The sequence below is a fragment of the Vibrio plantisponsor genome, assembly GCF_013041605.1.
Classification (GTDB): domain Bacteria; phylum Pseudomonadota; class Gammaproteobacteria; order Enterobacterales; family Vibrionaceae; genus Vibrio; species Vibrio plantisponsor.
In genome coordinates this window covers 1-20161 of record NZ_JABEQC010000010.1, presented here as the reverse complement: position 1 = coordinate 20161, position 20161 = coordinate 1, and the positions used below count along the sequence as shown (strand labels likewise).

The window sequence follows — 20161 nt, the reverse complement described above, 5'->3', positions numbered from 1 at the left end:
TCTTTCAAATCGGATTGGCTATTGTTGTGCTGTGCTCCTTTATGTATTCTATGTCGATCTATAAGAGTCTGTTCAAACTGAACTCACAAATTCCAAGAGAACCGGATATCATCGATGCAAGAGCAATACAACCCGCAAGATATTGAACAAAAAGTTCAACAGCACTGGGATAACAACAAGACTTTCGTTGTAAGTGAAGACCCAAACAAAGAAAAATTCTACTGTCTGTCTATGTTTCCATACCCTAGTGGTCGACTGCACATGGGTCATGTTCGTAACTACACTATCGGTGATGTTGTTTCTCGCTTCCAACGTTTACAAGGCAAGAACGTTATGCAACCAATCGGTTGGGATGCGTTCGGTCTACCAGCAGAAAATGCTGCAGTAAAAAACAAAACAGCACCAGCACCTTGGACATACGAAAACATCGAGTACATGAAAAACCAGCTTAAACTGCTGGGTTTTGGCTATGACTGGAATCGCGAATTCGCAACTTGTCGTCCTGAGTACTACCGTTGGGAACAAGAGTTTTTCACTAAGCTTTACGAAAAAGGCTTGGTTTACAAAAAAACATCTTCAGTAAACTGGTGTCCAAATGACCAAACTGTTTTGGCTAACGAACAGGTAGAAGATGGTTGTTGCTGGCGTTGTGATACTCCAGTTGAACAAAAAGAAATTCCACAGTGGTTCATTAAAATCACTGCATACGCACAAGAGCTACTAGACGATCTAGACAAGCTTGAAGGTTGGCCAGAAATGGTTAAAACCATGCAGCGCAACTGGATCGGTCGCTCTGAAGGTGTTGAGCTTAAGTTTGAAGTAAAAGATGAAGCTAAAGATCTCGAAGTGTACACCACTCGTCCAGACACACTGATGGGCGTAACTTATGTAGCTATCGCTGCAGGTCATCCTTTAGCAACGAAAGCAGCAGCAAGCAACCCAGCGCTAGCGACTTTCATTGATGAGTGTAAAAACACCAAAGTTGCAGAAGCAGAACTTGCGACAATGGAGAAAAAAGGTATGGCGACTGGCCTTACTGCGATTCATCCATTGAACGGTCGTGAAGTACCGATTTACGTAGCAAACTTCGTACTGATGGATTACGGCACAGGCGCTGTAATGGCAGTACCAGCACACGACCAACGTGACTACGAATTTGCAACTAAATACGGTCTAGACATTGTTCCTGTAATCAAACCTGTTGATGGTAGCGAGCTAGACATTTCTGAAACGGCATACACAGAAAAAGGGGTATTGTTCGATTCAGGTGAATTTGACGGCCTTGAGTTCCAAGAAGCATTTAACGCTATTGCTGCGAAACTTGAAGCTGAAGCTAAAGGCGTTAAAACCGTAAACTTCCGTCTACGTGACTGGGGTGTCTCACGTCAACGTTACTGGGGTGCGCCAATTCCAATGGTAACGACTGAAGATGGTCAAGTTCATCCAGTACCAGCAGATCAGCTACCAGTGATTCTGCCTGAAGACGTAACTATGGATGGCGTAACCAGCCCAATTAAAGCAGACAAAGAGTGGGCAAAAACCACTTTCAATGGCGAGCCAGCACTACGTGAAACCGATACATTCGATACATTCATGGAGTCTTCTTGGTACTACGCTCGTTACTGTTCTCCACAAGCAGATGACATCCTAGATCCAGAAAAAGCGAACTACTGGCTACCAGTAGACCAATACATTGGTGGTATTGAACACGCGTGTATGCACCTGTTGTACTCTCGTTTCTTCCACAAATTGCTACGTGATGCCGGTTATGTAACCTCTGACGAGCCATTCAAGCAGCTACTTTGCCAAGGCATGGTACTGGCTGATGCTTTCTTCCTGACAAACGAAAAAGGCACAAAAGAGTGGATCTCACCAACTGAAGTGAAAGTTGAACGTGACGGTAAAGGTAACATTACTTCTGCAGTAGATAACCAAGGTCGCAGCGTTGAGCACTCAGGCATGATCAAAATGTCTAAATCAAAGAACAACGGTATCGACCCTCAAGAAATGGTTGATAAATACGGCGCAGATACAGTACGTCTATTTATGATGTTCGCATCACCTGCTGATATGACTCTAGAATGGCAAGAATCTGGCGTTGAAGGTGCAAACCGCTTCCTTAAACGTGTTTGGAAACTGGCTCGTGAGCATTCATCGAAAGGTGCTGCTGTAGCTGTTGATGCAAGTGCATTAACTGCTGACCAAAAAGCACTTCGTCGTGATGTTCACAAAACAATTGCCAAAGTAACGGACGATATCGCTCGTCGCCAAACGTTCAACACGGCAATTGCAGCTATTATGGAACTGATGAACAAGCTGACTAAAGCGCCACAAGAGTCAGATCAAGATCGTGCCATTCTGGATGAAGCTGTAAAAGCGATTACGCTGATGCTTTACCCAATCGCGCCACACATCTGTTTTGAAATGTGGAATGCGCTTGGCGAATCAGAGATTGATAGCGCATCATGGCCAACATTTGATGAAGCAGCATTAGTGGAAGATGAAAAACTGATCGTTGTTCAAGTAAACGGCAAATTGCGCGGCAAACTCACCGTCGCTGCTGATGCAACGAAAGAACAAGTTGAAGAGCTTGGTCTAAATGACGAAAACGTAGTGAAATTTACTGAAGGTTTAACCGTACGTAAAGTTATCTATGTTCCTGGTAAGCTGCTGAATATCGTAGCGAACTAATTCGTACTTATGTTGTCTGTAAACAGGGCTTTGTGCCCTGTTTACTTATGTTAGAACATAAACTTTTGTGTTCTAACATAAGTAATCTAACGAGAATAATAATCCCATGCGTTTTACATGTTCATCTTTCTTTAAATTGTCACTGGTTTTCCTCTCTGCGACCTTACTGAGTGCGTGCGGCTTTCACTTGCGCGGTGATTACGATGTGCCAGATGAACTAAGCAAACTTTCGATTACTAGTTACGACCAATACAGTAGTTTTACTCGCATAGTCACTCGTCAATTACGCATGAACGAAATCGAGATCGTACAGCCGGCTGACGATGTGCCAAATGTTCACTTGATTAGCGAAGGGATAAGTGAACGAACGCTTTCTTTGTATCAAACCACACGTGCAGCGGAAAAAGAGCTGACCTTTAGAGCATCATACCGAGTGACGGTACCTGATATCGGTACTAAAACATTTTCAACCAGTGTGACACGTAGCTACTTAGACAACCCTCTTACGGCTCTGGCTAAATCAGTTGAGCGCGACATGATCGAAGGCGAAATGCGTAAACTGGCCGCGACACAAATCGTTCGCCAAATGGGTCGACTAAAAGCGTCGATTCAGGCTGGTACTATGGATGAAATTTCAGAAGCTGAAGAGTCAGCTAAAGTACCTACGACAAACGAATCGTATCTCATTGACACTATCGAAACTCACCAAGAGCCATCGGCTCAAACAACCGCTGAGTAATTGAAGCAATGAGAGTTTACGCCGATAAACTTGCCGATTCGTTACAAAGATCGTTATTGCCCGTTTATCTTATCTTTGGTGGCGAGCCGCTGCTGACTCAAGAATCGGTCAAAGCAATAGAAGCCAAAGCTCACAGTGAAGGCTTTGAAGAAAAGCATCACTTTACGGTCGATAACAATTTGGATTGGATGCAAGTTTATGACTGCTGCCAGTCCTTGAGCTTATTCAGTAGCCGACAAATTATCGTACTGGAGATTGCGGAATCAGGGCTTAATGCCGCCCTATCTAAATCTCTAGCGACTGTGGCAGACTACCTTAATCCAGATATTGTGTTGATTGTCATCGGCAACAAGCTGACCAAAGCTCAAGAGAATACAGCTTGGTTTAAGGCACTGATGGCAAACGGCTGTCTGGTTAACTGCTTAACACCAGAACTATCTCGCTTGCCGCAGTTTGTTATGGCTCGTTGCCGTACATTGGGTTTAACCCCTGATGCCGAAGCGGTTCAGATGCTGGCGCAATGGCATGAGGGCAATTTATTTGCATTGATGCAAAGCTTACAAAAACTGGCACTCAATTATCCTGATGGCCAGTTAACCCTTGTTCGCCTTCAGGAGTCACTTGATCGACATAACCATTTCACGCCATTTCATTGGATGGATGCGTTGCTTGAAGGTAAAGCCAACCGTGCACAAAGAATTCTGCGTCAACTTGAAGCGGAAGCGATTGAACCAATCATTTTGATGCGAACCTTGCAGAAGGAACTGTTTCTGTTACTGCAAATGAAACAGCAACTCAACGCGATGGGCATAGGAGCTGTTTTTGACAAACACCGCGTCTGGCAGAATAAGCGCCCCTTGTATTCAGCGGCTCTTCAAAGACTGTCGCTCAGCAAGTTGCAACACCTAATTAGGTTACTTGCTCAAATTGAAGTCTTGGCTAAAACTCAATACGAGCAGCCATGCTGGCCACTTCTTCATCAAATAAGCGTAGAGTTCGCCGTTCCTCAGGCAAACATCCCTTTGCCAGTTTAAACAGTGTTATACTGCGCACCTAAATAGTAAAAATAGTACCAATAGACCATTTCAGAGGAATACCCCTTGCAACGCGAAGAATTAAATACCTTTCTTGCAGATAAAGTTGACGACATGAAAGCCGTTGACATCATCACCTTAGACGTACAAGGCAAATCAAGTGTGACGGATTACATGATCATTTGCACTGGCACTTCAAAACGTCACGTTTCATCGATTGCAGACCACGTCGCAAGTGAAGCGAAAAAAATCGGTTTCGACCCGCTCGGTATGGACGGTGAAAACGAAGGTGAATGGGTTGTTGTCGATATGGGGACAACCATGATACACGTCATGCAGGAAGAACAGCGTGAAATGTACCAACTAGAAAAACTTTGGAGCTAAAGGTGAAAATTCAGCTTATTGCCGTTGGCACTAAAATGCCTAAATGGGTTGAAGAAGGCTTTCAAGAATATCGCCGCCGCTTCCCTCACGACATGCCACTTGAGTTAGTTGAAATCCCAGCTGGCAAACGCGGTAAAAACGCTGATATTGCAAGAATACTGCAAAAAGAAGGCGAAGCTATGTTGGCTGCCGTGCCAAAAGGCAACAGAATTGTTACGCTCGACATTCCAGGTAAGCGCTGGGATACGGAAGAGCTAGCGGGTCAACTTGAAAGTTGGAAGCTAGACGCACGAGACGTATCCATTTTGATTGGCGGTCCAGAAGGGCTATCACCAGCATGTAAAGCAGCGGCTGACCAAAGCTGGTCTTTATCACCACTGACTTTGCCACATCCGTTAGTTCGCGTCGTCATGGCCGAGAGCTTATATCGGGCGTGGAGTATCACTGCCAACCATCCATATCACCGAGAATAGGCATCGATGTTACGTAAGAGTAACCCGTTTAGAGATTACATTGCTGAAGCACGGCTTTTCAAAAGCCGTGCTGTGGTATCGTTTGTTGGCATAGTGTTCATGATGGGTATTCTTATCGCGAACCTATACAACATTCAGGTCAACCAATATCAAGACTATAAAACTCGATCTAACGATAACCGCATTAAAGTCGTCCCTATCGCGCCAAATCGTGGCTTAATCTACGATAGAAACGGGCGTTTATTAGCAGAAAACCGTCCTGTATTTAACTTGGAAATCACGCCTGAACAAGTTAAAGATATCGATGGCACCATCGCTCGCTTGCAAGAATTTCTCGACATTACGCCAGAAAAAATAGCGACCTTTGAAAAAGAACGTCGCCACTCTCGTCGTTTTAACTCAGTACCTTTACTGACTCAGTTAACAGAAACTGAGGTTGCAAAGTTCTCGGTGCAACAACATAAGTTCCCCGGCGTTACCGTTACTGCAAGCTTGAAACGTTACTACCCGTATGGGGAAGTCCTGACTCACGTTATCGGCTATGTTTCACGTATCAATGATAAAGACATTGAACGTCTTGAAAGAGACGGACAAGTTGCCAACTACCAAGCAACACGTGATATTGGCAAACTGGGTATTGAACGTTATTACGAAAGTACACTGCACGGCACCGCTGGCTATCAAGAAGTCGAAGTGAACAGCCGTGGTCGTATAATCCGCACGCTTAAGTATGTTCCGCCAGTTCCCGGCAAAGATATCGTTCTTAACCTAGACATAGACTTACAGCTCTATGTACACAAACTGCTGGATGGTCGACGAGGTTCAGCCGTTGTTCTCGATCCGAAAGACAACGGTATTCTGGCGATGGTATCAAGCCCTAGCTACGATCCTAATGCCTTTGTTCACGGGATTTCAGGCAAAGAATACAGCAGCCTGTTAAACGATAAGAATCGCCCTCTAGTTAACCGGACCACATTAGGTATTTATCCTCCGGGATCGACAGTGAAACCTTTTATTGCAGTTTCAGCCCTTCAAGAAGGTGTGGTTACACCCAATACCACCCGAAATGACCCTGGTTATTGGAAGATTCCAAACTCAACCACACGCCCGTTCCGCGACTGGTTACGTTGGGGGCACGGAAGAGTTGATATCATCAAGGCTCTTGAAGAGTCGGTTGACACCTTCTTCTATCAAATTGCTTACGATTTGGGCATAGATCGCTTGTCTGACTGGATGATGCGCTTCGGTTTTGGTGATTACACAGGCATCGATATTTACGAAGAAAGTAAAGCGAATATGCCGACCAGAGAATGGAAAATGTCCCGTCACCGTACGCCATGGTATCAGGGGGATACAATCCCTGTTGGCATCGGCCAAGGTTACTGGACAGCGACGCCAATGCAAATCGCCAAGGCAACCTCGGTATTGGTTCACCGCGGTGAAGTTTGGGCTCCGCATTTATTGCGTTCAACCATCAATAACGGTGAAGAATTTACTCGTCAGAAAGAAGCTGAATATGTCAGCTACCCGCCAATTACAGGCGTGCCAAAGAAATACTGGGATATGGCAATGGAAGGTATGTATCTGGTTAACCACGGTAAGAAAGGGACAGCAAGACGAGCTTTCCAGAATCTGAAATACAAAAGTGCCGGTAAATCAGGTACTGCTCAGGTATTCGGCTTAGCGGAAGGACAAGAATATAACGCAGACGAACTGGCAGAACATTTACGCGACCACGCACTGTTTACCGGTTTCGCTCCAGTAGATGATCCCCAAGCAATTGTTACCATCGTTTTAGAAAACGCCGGTGGTGGTTCAACCAATGGTGCACCAGTGGTTAGACGCATATTCGATCACATCATACTGGGCGCTAAAGAGGACGAAGAATAATGAAACTGGATCCTTCAACCGGACAAAGTCGAGCTCTATTTGAAAGGCTTCACATTGACCTGCCTTTGTTGATTGGTATTTTGGCGGTTTTTGGCTTTGCTCTTATGGTCATGTACAGCGCCAGTGGTCAGAGTATGGCGATGATGGATCGTCAGGCCATGCGCATGGTTTTGGCACTAACCGTTATGATTGGCTTAGCCCAGATATCGCCACGAACCTATGAAAGCCTAGCTCCCCTGCTCTATTTTGCAGGCGTTATTTTACTGCTGGGCGTGCTCTTTTTCGGAGAATCCTCCAAAGGGGCACAGCGCTGGTTAAACTTGGGGTTTGTACGTTTCCAGCCATCGGAACTGCTCAAACTAGCGGTTCCACTAATGGTTGCTCGCTATGTGGGTAAACGTCCACTACCTTCGAGTTTTGGAACGCTGCTTGCGTCTATTGTGATGGTATTGGTTCCAACTATTTTAATTGCCAAACAACCTGACTTAGGTACATCAATACTGATTGCAGCATCGGGTATTTTCGTAATTTTCCTAGCCGGGATCAGTTGGAAAATCATCATCGCAGCGGCCGTTGGCGTAGGCGCTTTCATCCCTGTCTTGTGGTTTTTCCTGATGCGGGAATATCAAAAAGTCCGCGTACGAACACTGTTCAACCCCGAATCCGACCCTCTTGGTGCGGGCTATCACATTATCCAGAGTAAGATCGCTATCGGTTCTGGCGGTATTTCAGGCAAAGGTTGGCTGCACGGCACGCAATCTCAGCTAGAATTCTTACCAGAGCGACATACTGACTTTATCTTTGCAGTTATCGCCGAAGAATGGGGCATGATTGGCATCTTAGGACTTCTATCCGTATATCTGTTTATTATCGGACGAGGCCTCTATTTGGCGAGCAATGCTCAAACTGCTTTTGGCCGTATGATGGCTGGCAGTGTTGTTCTTAGCTTCTTCGTTTACGTGTTTGTGAATATAGGCATGGTAAGTGGTATTTTACCTGTAGTAGGTGTTCCACTTCCTTTGGTTAGTTATGGCGGTACCTCTATGGTTACCCTAATGGCTGGCTTCGGTATCTTAATGTCGGTTCACACGCACAGAAAAGCATTTTCAAAGGCGACTTGATGAAATTAAAAGCGTTTTTTTTCCCGCTGTTAGTGTTGATGATCTTAGCTGGTTGTTCGAGCTCAGGCGACCGCTACGACATTAAAGATGATGTTGCACCCAACGCACCGATTTCGGTCGAGCATATCGAAGATGCCCATCCTCAATATGAACCTTATAGTCGTGGGGGCAATAAAGACTACACATTACGTGGTCAAAAATACCAAATAGTGAAAAATACCGATGGCTATACAGAGCAAGGTCAGGCTTCTTGGTATGGTAAAAAGTTCCATGGTCACCTGACGTCCAACGGTGAAATTTATGATATGTACTCAATGAGTGCAGCTCACAAAACCTTGCCAATACCTAGTTACGTTAAAGTCACTAACCTTGATAACAACAAAACAGCCATAGTGCGCGTCAACGACCGTGGTCCATTCCATGCTGGTCGAATTATTGACTTAAGCTATGCGGCGGCTTACAAGCTAGATGTGATAAAAACAGGTACTGCCAACGTCGCCATCGAAGTGATCAAAGTGGATAAACCACTGACAAACGTAGTTAAAAAGTCTGACCCAAGATATATAATTCAAGTCGCTTCTTCACAAAATGAAGAAAGAGTTCGAACTTTATCGCAAAATTTGGGACAAAGCTTATCGGTGCAAAGTTTTATTGATAGTGATAACGGTAGCCATAGGGCTGTTTTAGGTCCTTTTACTGACTATACGCTGACTCAAGAAACATTAGAGCGTGTAAAGTCCCTAGGTTACGAAACCGCATTTATTAAAAAGTACCAAGTTGCACAGTAATGACTGGAGAGCCAAGGCATATCGGCTCTGGTTTGAATAGTCGTTTCTGTTAAGATATACACAACCAACTAAATAACACGCATTTACCATGAAAAAATTGATTCTAAATTCTGTTCTGGCGTCGTCCACTGCGCTTTCTACTCTTGTCTCATTCACAGCCGCAGCTGCACCTATTGTTATGCCAGACGCACCACAGATCGCCGCTAAAGGCTACGTTCTGATGGATTTTCATTCAGGTAAGATTCTGGCTGAAAAAGAGATGGACACAAAGCTGTCTCCTGCAAGTTTAACCAAAATGATGACGAGTTACGTTATCGGCCAAGAACTCGCGCGTGGAAATATTTCTCCTAATGACGATGTCGTGATTAGTAAAAACGCATGGGCTAAAAACTTCCCAGACTCTTCTAAGATGTTTATCGAAGTCGGCACCACTGTAAAAGTGAGTGATCTGAACCGAGGTATTATCATTCAGTCTGGTAACGACGCTTGTGTAGCGATGGCTGAACACATTGCGGGTTCAGAAGATGCTTTCGTAGACTTAATGAATGCTTGGGCAAGTTCTCTGAAAATGACCAACACCCATTTTGCGAACGTACACGGTCTAGACGATCCAAATTTATACTCAACACCTCACGATATGGCTCTGCTAGGTCAAGCGCTGATTCGTGATGTGCCAGATGAATACGCACTTTATTCTGAGCAAAAATTCACTTACAACGGCATCACTCAGTACAACCGTAACGGTCTGTTATGGGATAAGAGCATGAACGTTGACGGTATCAAGACAGGTCACACATCGAACGCTGGTTACAGCCTAGTAAGCTCAGCAACCGAAGGTAAGATGCGTCTTGTAGCCGTTGTAATGGGCACTAAAGATGCGAATGCTCGTAAATCTGAAAGCAAGAAGCTATTAAGTTACGGCTTCCGTTTCTTCGAAACCGTTGCACCACATAAGAAAGGTGAAACCTTTGTTGAAGAGCAAATTTGGATGGGTGACAAGTCAACCGTTGCTCTAGGCGTTGATGAAGACACTTATGTGACTCTTCCACGTGGTCAAGCGAAAAACCTAACTGCAAGCTTTGTACTTGAAAAAGAGCTAAAAGCCCCAATTAAGAAAGGTGATGTAGTTGGTAAGCTTTACTACCAAGTAGACAATGAAGATGTTGCTCAGTACCCTCTATTAGCACTAGAAGATGTGAATGAAGGTAGCTTGTTCAGCCGCCTATGGGACTACATTGTTCTACTATTCAAAGGCTTGTTCTAATACCAATTCTAGCAATTGGATATAGTATTTTAGTAATTTGACAGGGAAGCTGCTTTTTACTCAAACTACTTGGAACTGCAGGTAGGCGGCAAATAAGTGAGTCCCCATGAGCATAGATAACTATGTGATTGGGGCGAACGAATGCAGCCAACACCACTGCAGCTTCAAGTAGGAAGAGTAAAGCGGCTTTTTTGTTCACTTGAGATCCACTTCGATAGGCTGTAATATTCCGCACCGCTTAATCGAATGCCAAACTTGGAGTTTCCAATATGTTGACCATCAACTCTGATGCAAAATTAAAAGACCTGCTTGAGTTCCCTTGTTCTTTTACCTACAAGGTGATGGGCCATGCTAAACCTGAATTACCAGAGCTTGTTCTTGAAGTGATTCAACGCCATGCTCCTGGCGATTACAGCCCACGAGTTAAGCCTAGTGCGAAAGGTAACTATCACTCAGTATCAGTGACTATTACTGCCACTTCTATCGTTCAAGTGGAAACCCTGTATAAAGAACTGGGTGATATCGAAATTGTACGTATGGTTCTATAATCGGACTAAATCAAATAATTCGATATCAATTAAAATATTTTTGAAAGCAGCACTTAGCTGCTTTCTTTATATATATCAGAATGTTAAAAAGACATTACTTAAATTATGGTCAAAAAAGTGCCCTCTATGAGTAGTTCATCGCTCTTAAGGCGTTTATAATCACCCAAATTTTCACAACCACTGACGGAATATGACACTAGATAACCAGCTTGTTGTCAGACAATGGGGTCGACAAGACTACCATCCAGTTTGGCAGGCTATGCATGAATTTACCGATCAGCGTGACGAAGAGACTCGTGATGAAGTCTGGCTTGTTGAACACAACCCAGTATTTACGCAGGGTCAGGCAGGTAAAGCTGAACACTTGCTCAATACAGGTGATATTCCGGTTGTACAAAGTGATCGTGGCGGTCAGGTGACTTATCACGGTCCGGGTCAGTTAGTGGTGTACTTTTTGATCAACCTAAGACGCAAAAAATTAGGTGTTCGAGATTTGGTAACCGACATTGAGAATCTGGTTATCAATACTCTGAAAGCTTACGATATTTCGTCAGCAGCGCGTCCAGATGCTCCAGGTGTCTACGTTGACGGAAGAAAAATCTGTTCACTTGGTCTACGAATTCGTAAAGGCTGTTCATTTCATGGGCTAGCGTTAAACGTCAATATGGACCTATCCCCATTCTTGAGAATCAACCCTTGCGGTTACCAAGGCATGGAAATGGTACAAGTGAGCAACTTAGGTGGGCCGGCAGATATCCACCAAGTAGAGCAACAATTAATCCAAGAACTCGTACCGCTATTCGGCTACGAGCATGTCGAATTCAGCACTGAAGCACCCTCAATCGGTAACAAAGTATGAGCAAACCCATTCAAATGGAAAAAGGCGTCAAATACCGTGACGCTGATAAAATGGCACTGATTCCTGTAAAGAACATGCCGACAGAACAAAAAGAAATCTTGCGTAAACCTGAGTGGATGAAGATCAAGCTGCCAGCAGACAGCCAACGTATCCAAGACATCAAATCAGCAATGCGTAAGAACAACCTGCACTCTGTTTGTGAAGAAGCGTCTTGCCCTAACTTGGCTGAGTGTTTCAACCACGGTACAGCGACCTTCATGATTTTAGGTGCTATTTGTACACGTCGTTGTCCATTCTGCGATGTTGCCCATGGTCGCCCTGTTGCTCCTGAAGCCGATGAGCCGAAAAAGCTAGCGAAAACCATCAGTGATATGAAGCTGAAGTATGTGGTTATCACCTCTGTAGACCGTGATGATCTTCGTGATGGCGGTGCACAACACTTTGCTGACTGTAACCGTGAAATTCGCGCTTTGAATCCAAATATTCGTATTGAAACTTTGGTTCCTGATTTCCGTGGTCGTATGGATGTAGCGCTGGACTTGCTGAAAGACAACCCGCCAGATGTGTTCAACCACAACTTGGAAACGGCACCTCGCCTGTACCGTAAAGCGCGTCCGGGTGCGAACTACAAGTGGTCACTGCAACTGCTACAAAAATTCAAAGAGCAGCATCCAGAGATTCCAACAAAATCAGGTTTGATGATGGGCCTTGGTGAGACAAAAGAAGAGATCATCGAAGTGATGAAAGACCTTCGTGCTCACGGCGTTACTATGCTAACTCTAGGCCAATACCTAGCGCCAAGCCGTCACCATTTGCCAGTTGAACGTTACGTTCCACCAGCAGAGTTTGATGAACTAAAAGATATCGCGCTAGAACTTGGTTTCACTCACGCGGCTTGTGGTCCGTTTGTGCGTTCTTCTTACCACGCAGATATGCAAGCACAAGGTTTAGAAGTAAAGTAATCAATACTTGAACAACTAAATCAATGAAAAGGCGATATGTCTTCGGATATGTCGCCTTTTTTGTGTCTATGATTGAATAGATGCAAATAGTTTTATAGGCTAACCACTGACTCTTAAATCATGAAGGACAATGATAATGAAAAATTTAACGATGCTTGCTTTCGCTCTGACAACAGCAGCAATTACAGCCGGTTGTTCTTCGAACTCTCAGACAGACAACTTCCGCGAAGCTTCTTTCGAGTTATGTAATACAGAAGTCGATATCTACTCTGTCAGCGACGATGGCAAAGTTCGCATTGTCTGTTCAGATGGTTCTAAGTTTGCTCTGGCAAGTGAAGATACACTCGAAGTGATGCGCGAGATTAATATTGAATATTGTGATGGTGAAGGCTTAGGTAAGTTTACCGAAAGCAACAAATACTACATGTTCAAATGTAAATCCGGCACTTTGATCAGTATGGCTAAATAGAACTAACCACAGTTCTATGGCGATTTTCTTTAGTCAATGAGTTCGCCAGTTTAGAGATGTAAAAAAGGCCTGCATTGCAGGCCTTTTCCATATGTTCAAGCGATTAAGCGTAAACTGGTAGACGCTTACAGATATCAAGCACTTTTTGTTTTGTTGCTTCGATAACCGCTTCGTCGTTGATGTTGTCTAGAACATCACACATCCAGTTAGCCAATGCTTTCGCATCTTCCTCATTGAAACCACGGCGAGTAATTGCTGGTGTACCAACACGGATACCAGAAGTTACGAATGGACTACGAGGATCGTTTGGCACTGAGTTTTTGTTTACAGTGATGTTCGCTGCACCTAGAGCTGCATCTGCTTCTTTACCTGTGATGTCTTTGTCGATTAGGTCAACAAGGAACAGGTGGTTTTCAGTACTGTTAGAAACGATTTTGTAACCACGTTCTTGGAACTGAGCAACCATTGCTTTTGCGTTCTTAACAACACGCTCTTGGTAAGCTTTGAATTCAGGTTCCATCGCTTCTTTGAACGCTACCGCTTTACCAGCGATAACATGCATTAGAGGACCACCTTGGCCGCCAGGGAACACTGCTGAGTTCAGCTTCTTGTACATCTCTTCACCAGCGTTTGAAAGAATCAAACCGCCACGTGGGCCTGCTAGTGTTTTGTGAGTTGTAGTAGTAACAACGTGTGCGTGTGGGATTGGCGTTGGGTATACGCCAGCAGCAATCAGACCTGCAACGTGTGCCATATCAACAAACAAGTAAGCATCTACTTTGTCAGCGATTTCGCGCATGCGTTTCCAATCAACGATTTGAGAGTAAGCTGAGAAACCACCGATGATCATCTTAGGTTTGTGCTCTAGAGCAAGTGCTTCCATCTCGTCGTAGTTGATTTGACCAGCTTCGTCGATACCGTAAGGAATAACGTTGTAGTGTTTACCAGAGAAGTTAACTGGTGAACCGTGAGTTAAGTGACCACCGTGAGCTAGGCTCATACCTAGAACAGTGTCACCTGGGTTTAGAAGAGCCATGTACACTGCGCTGTTTGCTTGAGAGCCAGAATGTGGCTGAACGTTAGCGTACTCACAGCCAAATAGCTGACAAGCACGGTCAATTGCTAGAGATTCCGCTTTATCAACGTACTCACAACCGCCGTAGTAACGCTTGCCAGGGTAGCCTTCAGCGTATTTGTTTGTTAGCTGAGAACCTTGAGCTTCCATTACACGCGGACTGGTGTAGTTTTCTGAAGCGATAAGTTCAATGTGCTCTTCTTGGCGAAGAGTTTCTTCCTGAATGGCAGCGTATAGCTCCGGATCATAATCAGCGATGTTCATATCACGCTTAAGCATCTGTATCTCCTGACTCAGATTTGACTGAAAGTAGCAAAAAACCACACAACGACCAAAAGCAAACGTTTTCGTCACCGTAATATGGCGCGCATTCTACATAATTTGATTTATATCATAAAGCCCAAATTACAGAAATTATCATGCAGTTTTTTCATGTTGATTGACAACACCGCTCATCTTTTGCGCATTTAAGATGAGTGTCTACATTTTCTTTACACTGTGTAAATTTGGGATTACATAGGTTTACCCTAATTTTTGTTCGCTAGCTACCGAAAAGATCAGGTTTTAATTAGTATCCACTTATTCTTTACCAATTACTTATTTTTTAGCAATTAGTGGCATCTTAAATGGAAACACATTCACGGAAGGAAGATTGGGTAGCGATCTTCACTGGCACCTTTATCGTGTCTCAGGGACTATTTTTTCTCAAAGCAGCCAATTTGATCACAGGTGGTACTGCGGGTTTAGCACTTTTACTGACGCATGTATTCCCTTGGAGCTTCGGCGCACTCTATTTCTTTGTCAATATGCCATTCTACCTGCTCGCGTGGAAACGCTTCGGGGTTAGGTTCTCGGTCAACACAGCTATCTCTTGCGCCTTGGTTTCAGTCTTTACTGATCACTTATCGAACTTCATCACTATCGAACACGTTGATCCCGCCTACTGCGCTCTAGCTGGCGGCCTACTGACAGGCTTAGGTATGCTGATATTGTTCCGCCACCGCTCAAGCTTGGGTGGTTTTAACGTGCTGTGTCTGTTTATTCAGGACAAATTCGGCATTTCGGTCGGCAAAACACAACTCGTTTTAGACTGCATCATTGTGTTTACTTCGCTGTTCTTCTTAACACCCTCAATTATTATCTTGTCTATCGCAGGTGCAGTTGTACTCAACATCGTATTAGCGATGAACCATAAGCCTTCGCGTTACTCGGTGAAATATATCTAGACACCGTGAAAGACAATTGGACGAAGTTGAACAAGAACTGAAAAACGAAAGCCCGCTATTTTGCGGGCTTTTTGATTTTGGCTTCAAGGAAACGGGCTTAGTGAGTTGTTCGGCCTTTGTTATCGTGCCCCAACTCTCTGTTCAGTTCTGCTTCAACATGCCCCGGAGCTTGCGTCTTCGCTGAAATTAAACGGTACATTGCAGGAATAACAAACAGGGTAACCACAGTAGCGAATGCCATACCGAAGAAGATAACCGTACCCACAGCCACACGGCTTTCATAACCCGCACCTGTAGAAACAATAAGCGGGATAGAGCCTGCAAGAGTAGTGAATGCCGTCATCAGAATTGGACGCAAGCGGCGCGCTGAAGCATCCACAATCGCTTTTTCAAACTCAACTCCTCGGTCACGTAACTGGTTAGCAAACTCAACGATTAAGATACCGTTCTTGGTGACCATACCAATCAGCATCACCATACCTATTTGGCTGTATACGTTCATCCCCTGCCCCATAATAAACAAGCCGAGGAAACCACCGAATACGCCCATAGGTACAGTAAACATAATTACCATTGGGTTGATAAAACTTTCAAACTGAGCGGCAAGCACCAAGTAAGCCACCAGCAAGGCTAGTGCGAATACCACCGCAACACTCGACTGGTTTTCCTTAAAGTCTTTAGACTCACCGGAATAGCTGACAGAGATATCGCTTGGCAGTATTTCCAAAGCTTTTTGATCCATAAAATCCAGAGCCTGACCTAAGGTTGCCCCATCGGCTAAGTTCGCAGTAATGGTAATCGCTTTTTGCTTGTTGTAGTGCGACAGGCGAATGGCCGACGCCACTTCCTCAATTTTGGTCACAGTATCCAGAGTGACAAGATCGCCATTTCCGGTACGCATATAGATTTGGCTTAAATCCGCAGCATTATTAAAGCTGTTTTCGTCGCCGCGTAAATAAACATCATACTCTTCACCACGCTCGACGAAGGTTGTCACCGCCTTACCACCCAGCATGACCTCCAGCGTATCCGAAATATCTTGCACACTGATGTTGAGTTCCGATGCTCTTTGTTTATCAACCGTCACCACCAGTTCAGGTGTTTTCTCTGAATAGTTGATATCCACGCCCGTCATGTAGGTTGAGCTTTCCGCTTCCGCTTCTAGTTTCTCAGCCCACTCTTTGAGCTCAGTATAATCTGAACCGCCAAGTACAAACTGTACCGGCTCATTGGAGCCGCCTCGGAAACCAGGCATAAATGGAATCACACGAACATCGGGAATGCCTGCTAATGCTTTTCTTACTTCTCCCAGTGCATTTTGAGCGGTAATGCTGCGCTGATTCCAATCATCTAGCGTCATAATTACAAAACCCGTCTGGTCTCCAGCATTACCACCAAATGCTGGCGACTGAATACTGAACGATTTTAAGAAGCCTTGCCCAAGCAAAGGTTTCAATCGAGCTTCCACTAAGTCCATATTGGCAGACATACGGTTGTAACTGGTTGCATCTGCGCCTCGTACAAACGCAAAGATAACCCCACGGTCTTCAGACGGCGTCAGTTGCGCGGGAACACTTTGCATAAACTGGTAACTGCCACCAATACAGCCAAGAATGACTAGAGGAGCAAACCATTTAAAGCGCAAAGCAAAACGCAGCATAGTGCGATAAGCCGATTCCAGCTTTGCGAATAATTTATCAACAAAGCGGTTAAAGCCATTCGGTTTCACATTTGCTTTAAGAATCTTACTGCCCAGCACAGGCGTGAGGGTCAGTGCTATCAATGACGAGAAAATCACCGACATTGCCAGCAGAACCGAGAACTCAGTGAACAGCAAACCGACCATTCCATCCATAAAGGAGATTGGCAGGAACACCATCACCAACACTAAGGTCGTGGCAATAACAGCAAAGCCCACTTCACGAGTGCCTTTATAGGCAGCAAGCAAAGGTTTTTCGCCCTGCTCAATATGGTGGAAGATGTTTTCCACCACCACAATAGCGTCATCCACAACCAGACCAATGGACAGAATCAGTGCCATCAAGGTGATGAGGTTAATAGAGAAGCCAAAGTAGTAGGCAGCTATAAAAGAAGAGATCAAGGATACCGGTACAGTAATAGCAGGGATCAATGTCGCGCGAGCCTGACCGATAAAGATATAGAGCACTAAAACAACCAGACCACCAGTAATAAATAGGGTGCTGTATACCTCTTCGATAGAGCGTTCAATAAAGATGGTTGAGTCGTAGTTCACCACCAACTTGGTGTTTTCAGGCAGGAATTTCTGAATGTTATCGACCTGCTGATGAACCCGTTTCGCCACCTCCAGCGGGTTAGCATCTGACTGAGGAACAATCCCCATACTCACGTTCACGACACCGTCTGTTTTATACGTCGAGTTTTCATTCTCAGCGCCAAGAAATACATCAGCCACATCTTTGAGATAAATCGGCGCCCCGTTAACGCGTTTAACCACTAGGTACTCGAAGTCTTGCGGCTTTTGATAAGTTCGAGCGGTACGAACCGACATGACCGTAGAATCGTTACGAACTTGACCTCCCGGGCTTTCGATATTCTCACGACGTAATGCGGCTGAAATATCTGAAGTGGTCACACCCCGCCCCGCCATCAATTCTGGTTGCAATCGCACATACATGACTTTGTACAAACCACCAGAGACGTCCACAGAGCTGACACCCGAAATCAGGCTAAAGCGGTCAACCAGAACTCGTTCCATATAATCGGTTAACTGAGTTCGGTCCATCGTCGATGAACTCAAGTTAATATACATAGACGCTTGGCCAGAACCATTATTCTTAAACACCAGTGGGTCATCCGCCCCTTCAGGCAAGGAGCGCTGTGCCCGCGCTACCGCATCACGAATATCACTGACACCAGTATTCAGGTCATAACCAAGATTGAAAGTGACTGTAATACGCGACGAACCGTTACGAGTCACTGATGTAATTTCGTCGACGCCGCTGATACCCGTTAATTGTTCTTCCAGAACAGAAGTAATCTGGTTTTCAATAATGGTCGCGGAAGCGCCTTGATATCGGGTTGAAATAGAAACTACCGGATTTTCAATATCCGGCATTTCTCGCACAGCAAGCTTAGTAAAAGAGACAAAACCGAACACGCACAGCAGCATACTTAAAACCAGCGCGGCAACTGGACGTTTTACAGAAACATCAGAGATCAACATTAGTTGTCATCCTTGTTCACTGGCAGGCCCTCTGCGGTCACTTCGGACACTTTAGCGCCATCACGCATGTTAACTATGCCTTGAACAACCACTTTCTCACCAATTTCTAGCCCTTGCTCAATCACCACTTGGTTTTCAACACGAGCGCCTAGAAGCACTTCTGTTCGAACCGCTTTGTTTTCTTGGTTCACAACATAAACATAACGCTTGGTGCCAGAGTATTCGAGAGCCTGAACCGGAATAATCGGCGCTTCAATTGCTGGGAAAGCTAAGTTCGCTGAAACTAACATTCCTGGTTTAAGTAAACCACCAGCATTGGAAAAATGAATACGCACTCTTAAATTCAGCGTTTCAGTATTTACACGAGTATCGATACCAACCACTTCACCTTCAAATGTCTTGCCCGGCCAAGCATGGGTTGTCCCAACCACTTTCATGCCTTTAGAAAGCATCGACAAATAACGTTCAGGAACCTGAAGATCCAACTGCATTAATGAAAGGTTATCTAACGTCATCAGTTCAGTACTGGTACTGACAATCTTGCCTCGGCTGAAATCGATAAAACCTACATTGCCAGCAAAAGGGGCTTTGATATGAAGATCATTCCAGTTCGCTTCTGCCGCTTCTAAGCGCGCCTGAGCAATATCAACACTGGTTTTCTGAGCATCAATTTCAGTCTGAGTGATGGCGCTTCTCTTTAACAAACGCTCGTATTCGGCCAGCTTACGTTTTTCATCACGCAAATACGCTTTAGCTTCGGCGACAGAAGCTCGAGCTTTTTCGTCAGACAACTGCACCAATAATTGATTTTTCTTTACTTCCTGATTGGCTTTGACCGCAATAACGTCTACTTTTCCTGCCACTTCTGGCGAAATAATGACTGACTGTTCAGCTTCCAGTTTGCCAACTAAAGAAAGTGATTGAGAGATTTGATGAACCTGCACTAAATCAGTGACGACAGAGATAGCAGGTGCACTTCTTGGCCCCGCAGCGACAGCGCCTTGGCTACTTAATAAGGCAGTAGCAAGAACAGCAGAAAGAATCGAAACGTTTTTCATAAACCACATCAGCATATAAGAAAGAACTTTTATTATAACGAGTTATAGCACGTGGAAACGTAAAGGAACGTAAATTTGATATTTCCATCTCCTTTTCAAACCACTATTTCAAAAAGAAAATGGGGAATTACGGCCATCTTTGCCCAAAAAGCCAGCATTCAATTCAAAAAGACAAAAAAAGGGTTTACACCAAGTCCGAGTTTGATAATATGCGCTCCGCACTTGATTGATGTGTTGGGAAAACGTCAGTTAAGCCTTCTCTTGTAAAAGATTAGGAAAACACCCTGGAGGGGTTCCCGAGTGGCCAAAGGGAGCAGACTGTAAATCTGCCGGCTCCGCCTTCGATGGTTCGAATCCGTCCCCCTCCACCATATT

At 44.7% G+C, this 20161-nt stretch carries 17 protein-coding genes and 1 tRNA gene; 15 read left to right on the top strand and 3 right to left on the bottom strand.

All coding sequences use genetic code 11. The annotated features are described in order from the left end of the window. Nucleotides 1-114 precede the first annotated feature (114 nt). From leuS to HKI82_RS14520, 13 genes are all read left to right on the top strand, one after another. On the top strand, nucleotides 115-2691 hold the full coding sequence (gene leuS, locus HKI82_RS14580) for a leucine--tRNA ligase (protein WP_171138400.1): 2577 nt from the start codon (nucleotides 115-117) through the stop codon (nucleotides 2689-2691). A gap of 106 nt (nucleotides 2692-2797) precedes the next feature. Next, on the top strand, nucleotides 2798-3430 hold the full coding sequence (locus tag HKI82_RS14575; RefSeq protein WP_171138399.1) for an LPS-assembly lipoprotein LptE: 633 nt from the start codon (nucleotides 2798-2800) through the stop codon (nucleotides 3428-3430). A gap of 8 nt (nucleotides 3431-3438) precedes the next feature. Next, nucleotides 3439-4464 carry a DNA polymerase III subunit delta gene (gene holA, locus HKI82_RS14570; RefSeq protein ID WP_171138398.1) on the top strand — a complete coding sequence of 342 codons (1026 nt, stop codon included), beginning with the start codon at nucleotides 3439-3441 and terminating at the stop codon, nucleotides 4462-4464. Nucleotides 4465-4530: 66 nt separating this feature from the next. Beyond that, nucleotides 4531-4848 (top strand): ribosome silencing factor, encoded by a 318-nt coding sequence (gene rsfS, locus HKI82_RS14565; protein WP_171138397.1) that lies wholly within the window; start codon nucleotides 4531-4533, stop codon nucleotides 4846-4848. Between the two features lie 2 nt (nucleotides 4849-4850). Next, the gene (gene rlmH / locus HKI82_RS14560; RefSeq protein WP_102940307.1) at nucleotides 4851-5321 is read left to right on the top strand and encodes a 23S rRNA (pseudouridine(1915)-N(3))-methyltransferase RlmH; all 471 of its coding nucleotides are present in this window, start codon (nucleotides 4851-4853) and stop codon (nucleotides 5319-5321) included. A 6-nt stretch (nucleotides 5322-5327) separates the two neighbouring features. Further along, nucleotides 5328-7211, top strand: coding sequence for a penicillin-binding protein 2 (gene mrdA / locus HKI82_RS14555; RefSeq protein WP_102940232.1), 1884 nt, complete (start codon nucleotides 5328-5330; stop codon nucleotides 7209-7211). Next, nucleotides 7211-8332: a rod shape-determining protein RodA gene (rodA, locus tag HKI82_RS14550; protein ID WP_102940233.1), complete on the top strand. Its 1122-nt coding sequence runs from the start codon at nucleotides 7211-7213 to the stop codon at nucleotides 8330-8332. The genes mrdA and rodA overlap by 1 nt, the downstream gene beginning before the upstream one ends. After that, nucleotides 8332-9120, top strand: coding sequence for a septal ring lytic transglycosylase RlpA family protein (locus tag HKI82_RS14545; RefSeq protein ID WP_102940234.1), 789 nt, complete (start codon nucleotides 8332-8334; stop codon nucleotides 9118-9120). Before rodA ends, HKI82_RS14545 begins: the two co-directional genes overlap by 1 nt. Before the next feature lie 88 nt (nucleotides 9121-9208). Then, nucleotides 9209-10384, top strand: a complete 1176-nt coding sequence (locus HKI82_RS14540; protein ID WP_102940235.1) for a serine hydrolase — start codon at nucleotides 9209-9211, stop codon at nucleotides 10382-10384. Nucleotides 10385-10653: 269 nt separating this feature from the next. Continuing rightward, nucleotides 10654-10932, top strand: a complete 279-nt coding sequence (ybeD, locus tag HKI82_RS14535) for a DUF493 family protein YbeD (protein ID WP_102940236.1) — start codon at nucleotides 10654-10656, stop codon at nucleotides 10930-10932. A 190-nt stretch (nucleotides 10933-11122) separates the two neighbouring features. Next, entirely contained in the window at nucleotides 11123-11791 is a 669-nt protein-coding gene (lipB, locus tag HKI82_RS14530; RefSeq protein ID WP_171138396.1) for a lipoyl(octanoyl) transferase LipB, read from the top strand. After that, nucleotides 11788-12753, top strand: a complete 966-nt coding sequence (lipA, locus tag HKI82_RS14525; protein WP_102940238.1) for a lipoyl synthase — start codon at nucleotides 11788-11790, stop codon at nucleotides 12751-12753. The genes lipB and lipA overlap by 4 nt, the downstream gene beginning before the upstream one ends. 136 nt (nucleotides 12754-12889) lie before the next feature. Then, complete coding sequence (locus tag HKI82_RS14520) at nucleotides 12890-13222, top strand: hypothetical protein (protein ID WP_042486494.1); 333 nt, start codon at nucleotides 12890-12892, stop codon at nucleotides 13220-13222. A gap of 103 nt (nucleotides 13223-13325) precedes the next feature. On the opposite strand, the gene glyA is transcribed toward HKI82_RS14520, so the two are convergent. Then, nucleotides 13326-14576: a serine hydroxymethyltransferase gene (gene glyA, locus HKI82_RS14515; RefSeq protein WP_171138395.1), complete on the bottom strand. Its 1251-nt coding sequence runs from the start codon at nucleotides 14574-14576 to the stop codon at nucleotides 13326-13328. A 347-nt stretch (nucleotides 14577-14923) separates the two neighbouring features. On the opposite strand from glyA, the gene HKI82_RS14510 reads away from it, so the two are divergent. Next, on the top strand, nucleotides 14924-15523 hold the full coding sequence (locus tag HKI82_RS14510; protein ID WP_042486501.1) for a YitT family protein: 600 nt from the start codon (nucleotides 14924-14926) through the stop codon (nucleotides 15521-15523). A gap of 97 nt (nucleotides 15524-15620) precedes the next feature. Here the strand turns inward: HKI82_RS14510 and vexH are convergent, their stop codons facing one another. Together vexH and HKI82_RS14500 are read right to left on the bottom strand one after the other, a co-directional pair. Further along, complete coding sequence (vexH, locus tag HKI82_RS14505; protein ID WP_171138394.1) at nucleotides 15621-18728, bottom strand: vibriobactin export RND transporter permease subunit VexH; 3108 nt, start codon at nucleotides 18726-18728, stop codon at nucleotides 15621-15623. Continuing rightward, on the bottom strand, nucleotides 18728-19786 hold the full coding sequence (locus HKI82_RS14500) for an efflux RND transporter periplasmic adaptor subunit (protein ID WP_102940308.1): 1059 nt from the start codon (nucleotides 19784-19786) through the stop codon (nucleotides 18728-18730). Before HKI82_RS14500 ends, vexH begins: the two co-directional genes overlap by 1 nt. Before the next feature lie 286 nt (nucleotides 19787-20072). Between HKI82_RS14500 and HKI82_RS14495 the strand changes: the two genes are divergently transcribed. Next, nucleotides 20073-20157: transfer RNA gene (locus HKI82_RS14495), tRNA-Tyr, on the top strand. Nucleotides 20158-20161: the final 4 nt, after the last annotated feature.

What these genes read in the sequence shown, in the direction of transcription:
- leuS (WP_171138400.1), top strand. Translation starts at nt 115, where the DNA reads ATGCAAGAGCAATACAACCCGCAAGATATTGAACAAAAAGTTCAACAG.
- HKI82_RS14575 (WP_171138399.1), top strand. Translation starts at nt 2,798, where the DNA reads ATGCGTTTTACATGTTCATCTTTCTTTAAATTGTCACTGGTTTTCCTC.
- holA (WP_171138398.1), top strand. Translation starts at nt 3,439, where the DNA reads ATGAGAGTTTACGCCGATAAACTTGCCGATTCGTTACAAAGATCGTTA.
- mrdA (WP_102940232.1), top strand. Translation starts at nt 5,328, where the DNA reads ATGTTACGTAAGAGTAACCCGTTTAGAGATTACATTGCTGAAGCACGG.
- rodA (WP_102940233.1), top strand. Translation starts at nt 7,211, where the DNA reads ATGAAACTGGATCCTTCAACCGGACAAAGTCGAGCTCTATTTGAAAGG.
- HKI82_RS14545 (WP_102940234.1), top strand. Translation starts at nt 8,332, where the DNA reads ATGAAATTAAAAGCGTTTTTTTTCCCGCTGTTAGTGTTGATGATCTTA.
- HKI82_RS14540 (WP_102940235.1), top strand. Translation starts at nt 9,209, where the DNA reads ATGAAAAAATTGATTCTAAATTCTGTTCTGGCGTCGTCCACTGCGCTT.
- ybeD (WP_102940236.1), top strand. Translation starts at nt 10,654, where the DNA reads ATGTTGACCATCAACTCTGATGCAAAATTAAAAGACCTGCTTGAGTTC.
- lipB (WP_171138396.1), top strand. Translation starts at nt 11,123, where the DNA reads ATGACACTAGATAACCAGCTTGTTGTCAGACAATGGGGTCGACAAGAC.
- lipA (WP_102940238.1), top strand. Translation starts at nt 11,788, where the DNA reads ATGAGCAAACCCATTCAAATGGAAAAAGGCGTCAAATACCGTGACGCT.
- HKI82_RS14520 (WP_042486494.1), top strand. Translation starts at nt 12,890, where the DNA reads ATGAAAAATTTAACGATGCTTGCTTTCGCTCTGACAACAGCAGCAATT.
- glyA (WP_171138395.1), bottom strand. Translation starts at nt 14,576, where the DNA reads ATGCTTAAGCGTGATATGAACATCGCTGATTATGATCCGGAGCTATAC.
- HKI82_RS14510 (WP_042486501.1), top strand. Translation starts at nt 14,924, where the DNA reads ATGGAAACACATTCACGGAAGGAAGATTGGGTAGCGATCTTCACTGGC.
- vexH (WP_171138394.1), bottom strand. Translation starts at nt 18,728, where the DNA reads ATGTTGATCTCTGATGTTTCTGTAAAACGTCCAGTTGCCGCGCTGGTT.
- HKI82_RS14500 (WP_102940308.1), bottom strand. Translation starts at nt 19,786, where the DNA reads ATGAAAAACGTTTCGATTCTTTCTGCTGTTCTTGCTACTGCCTTATTA.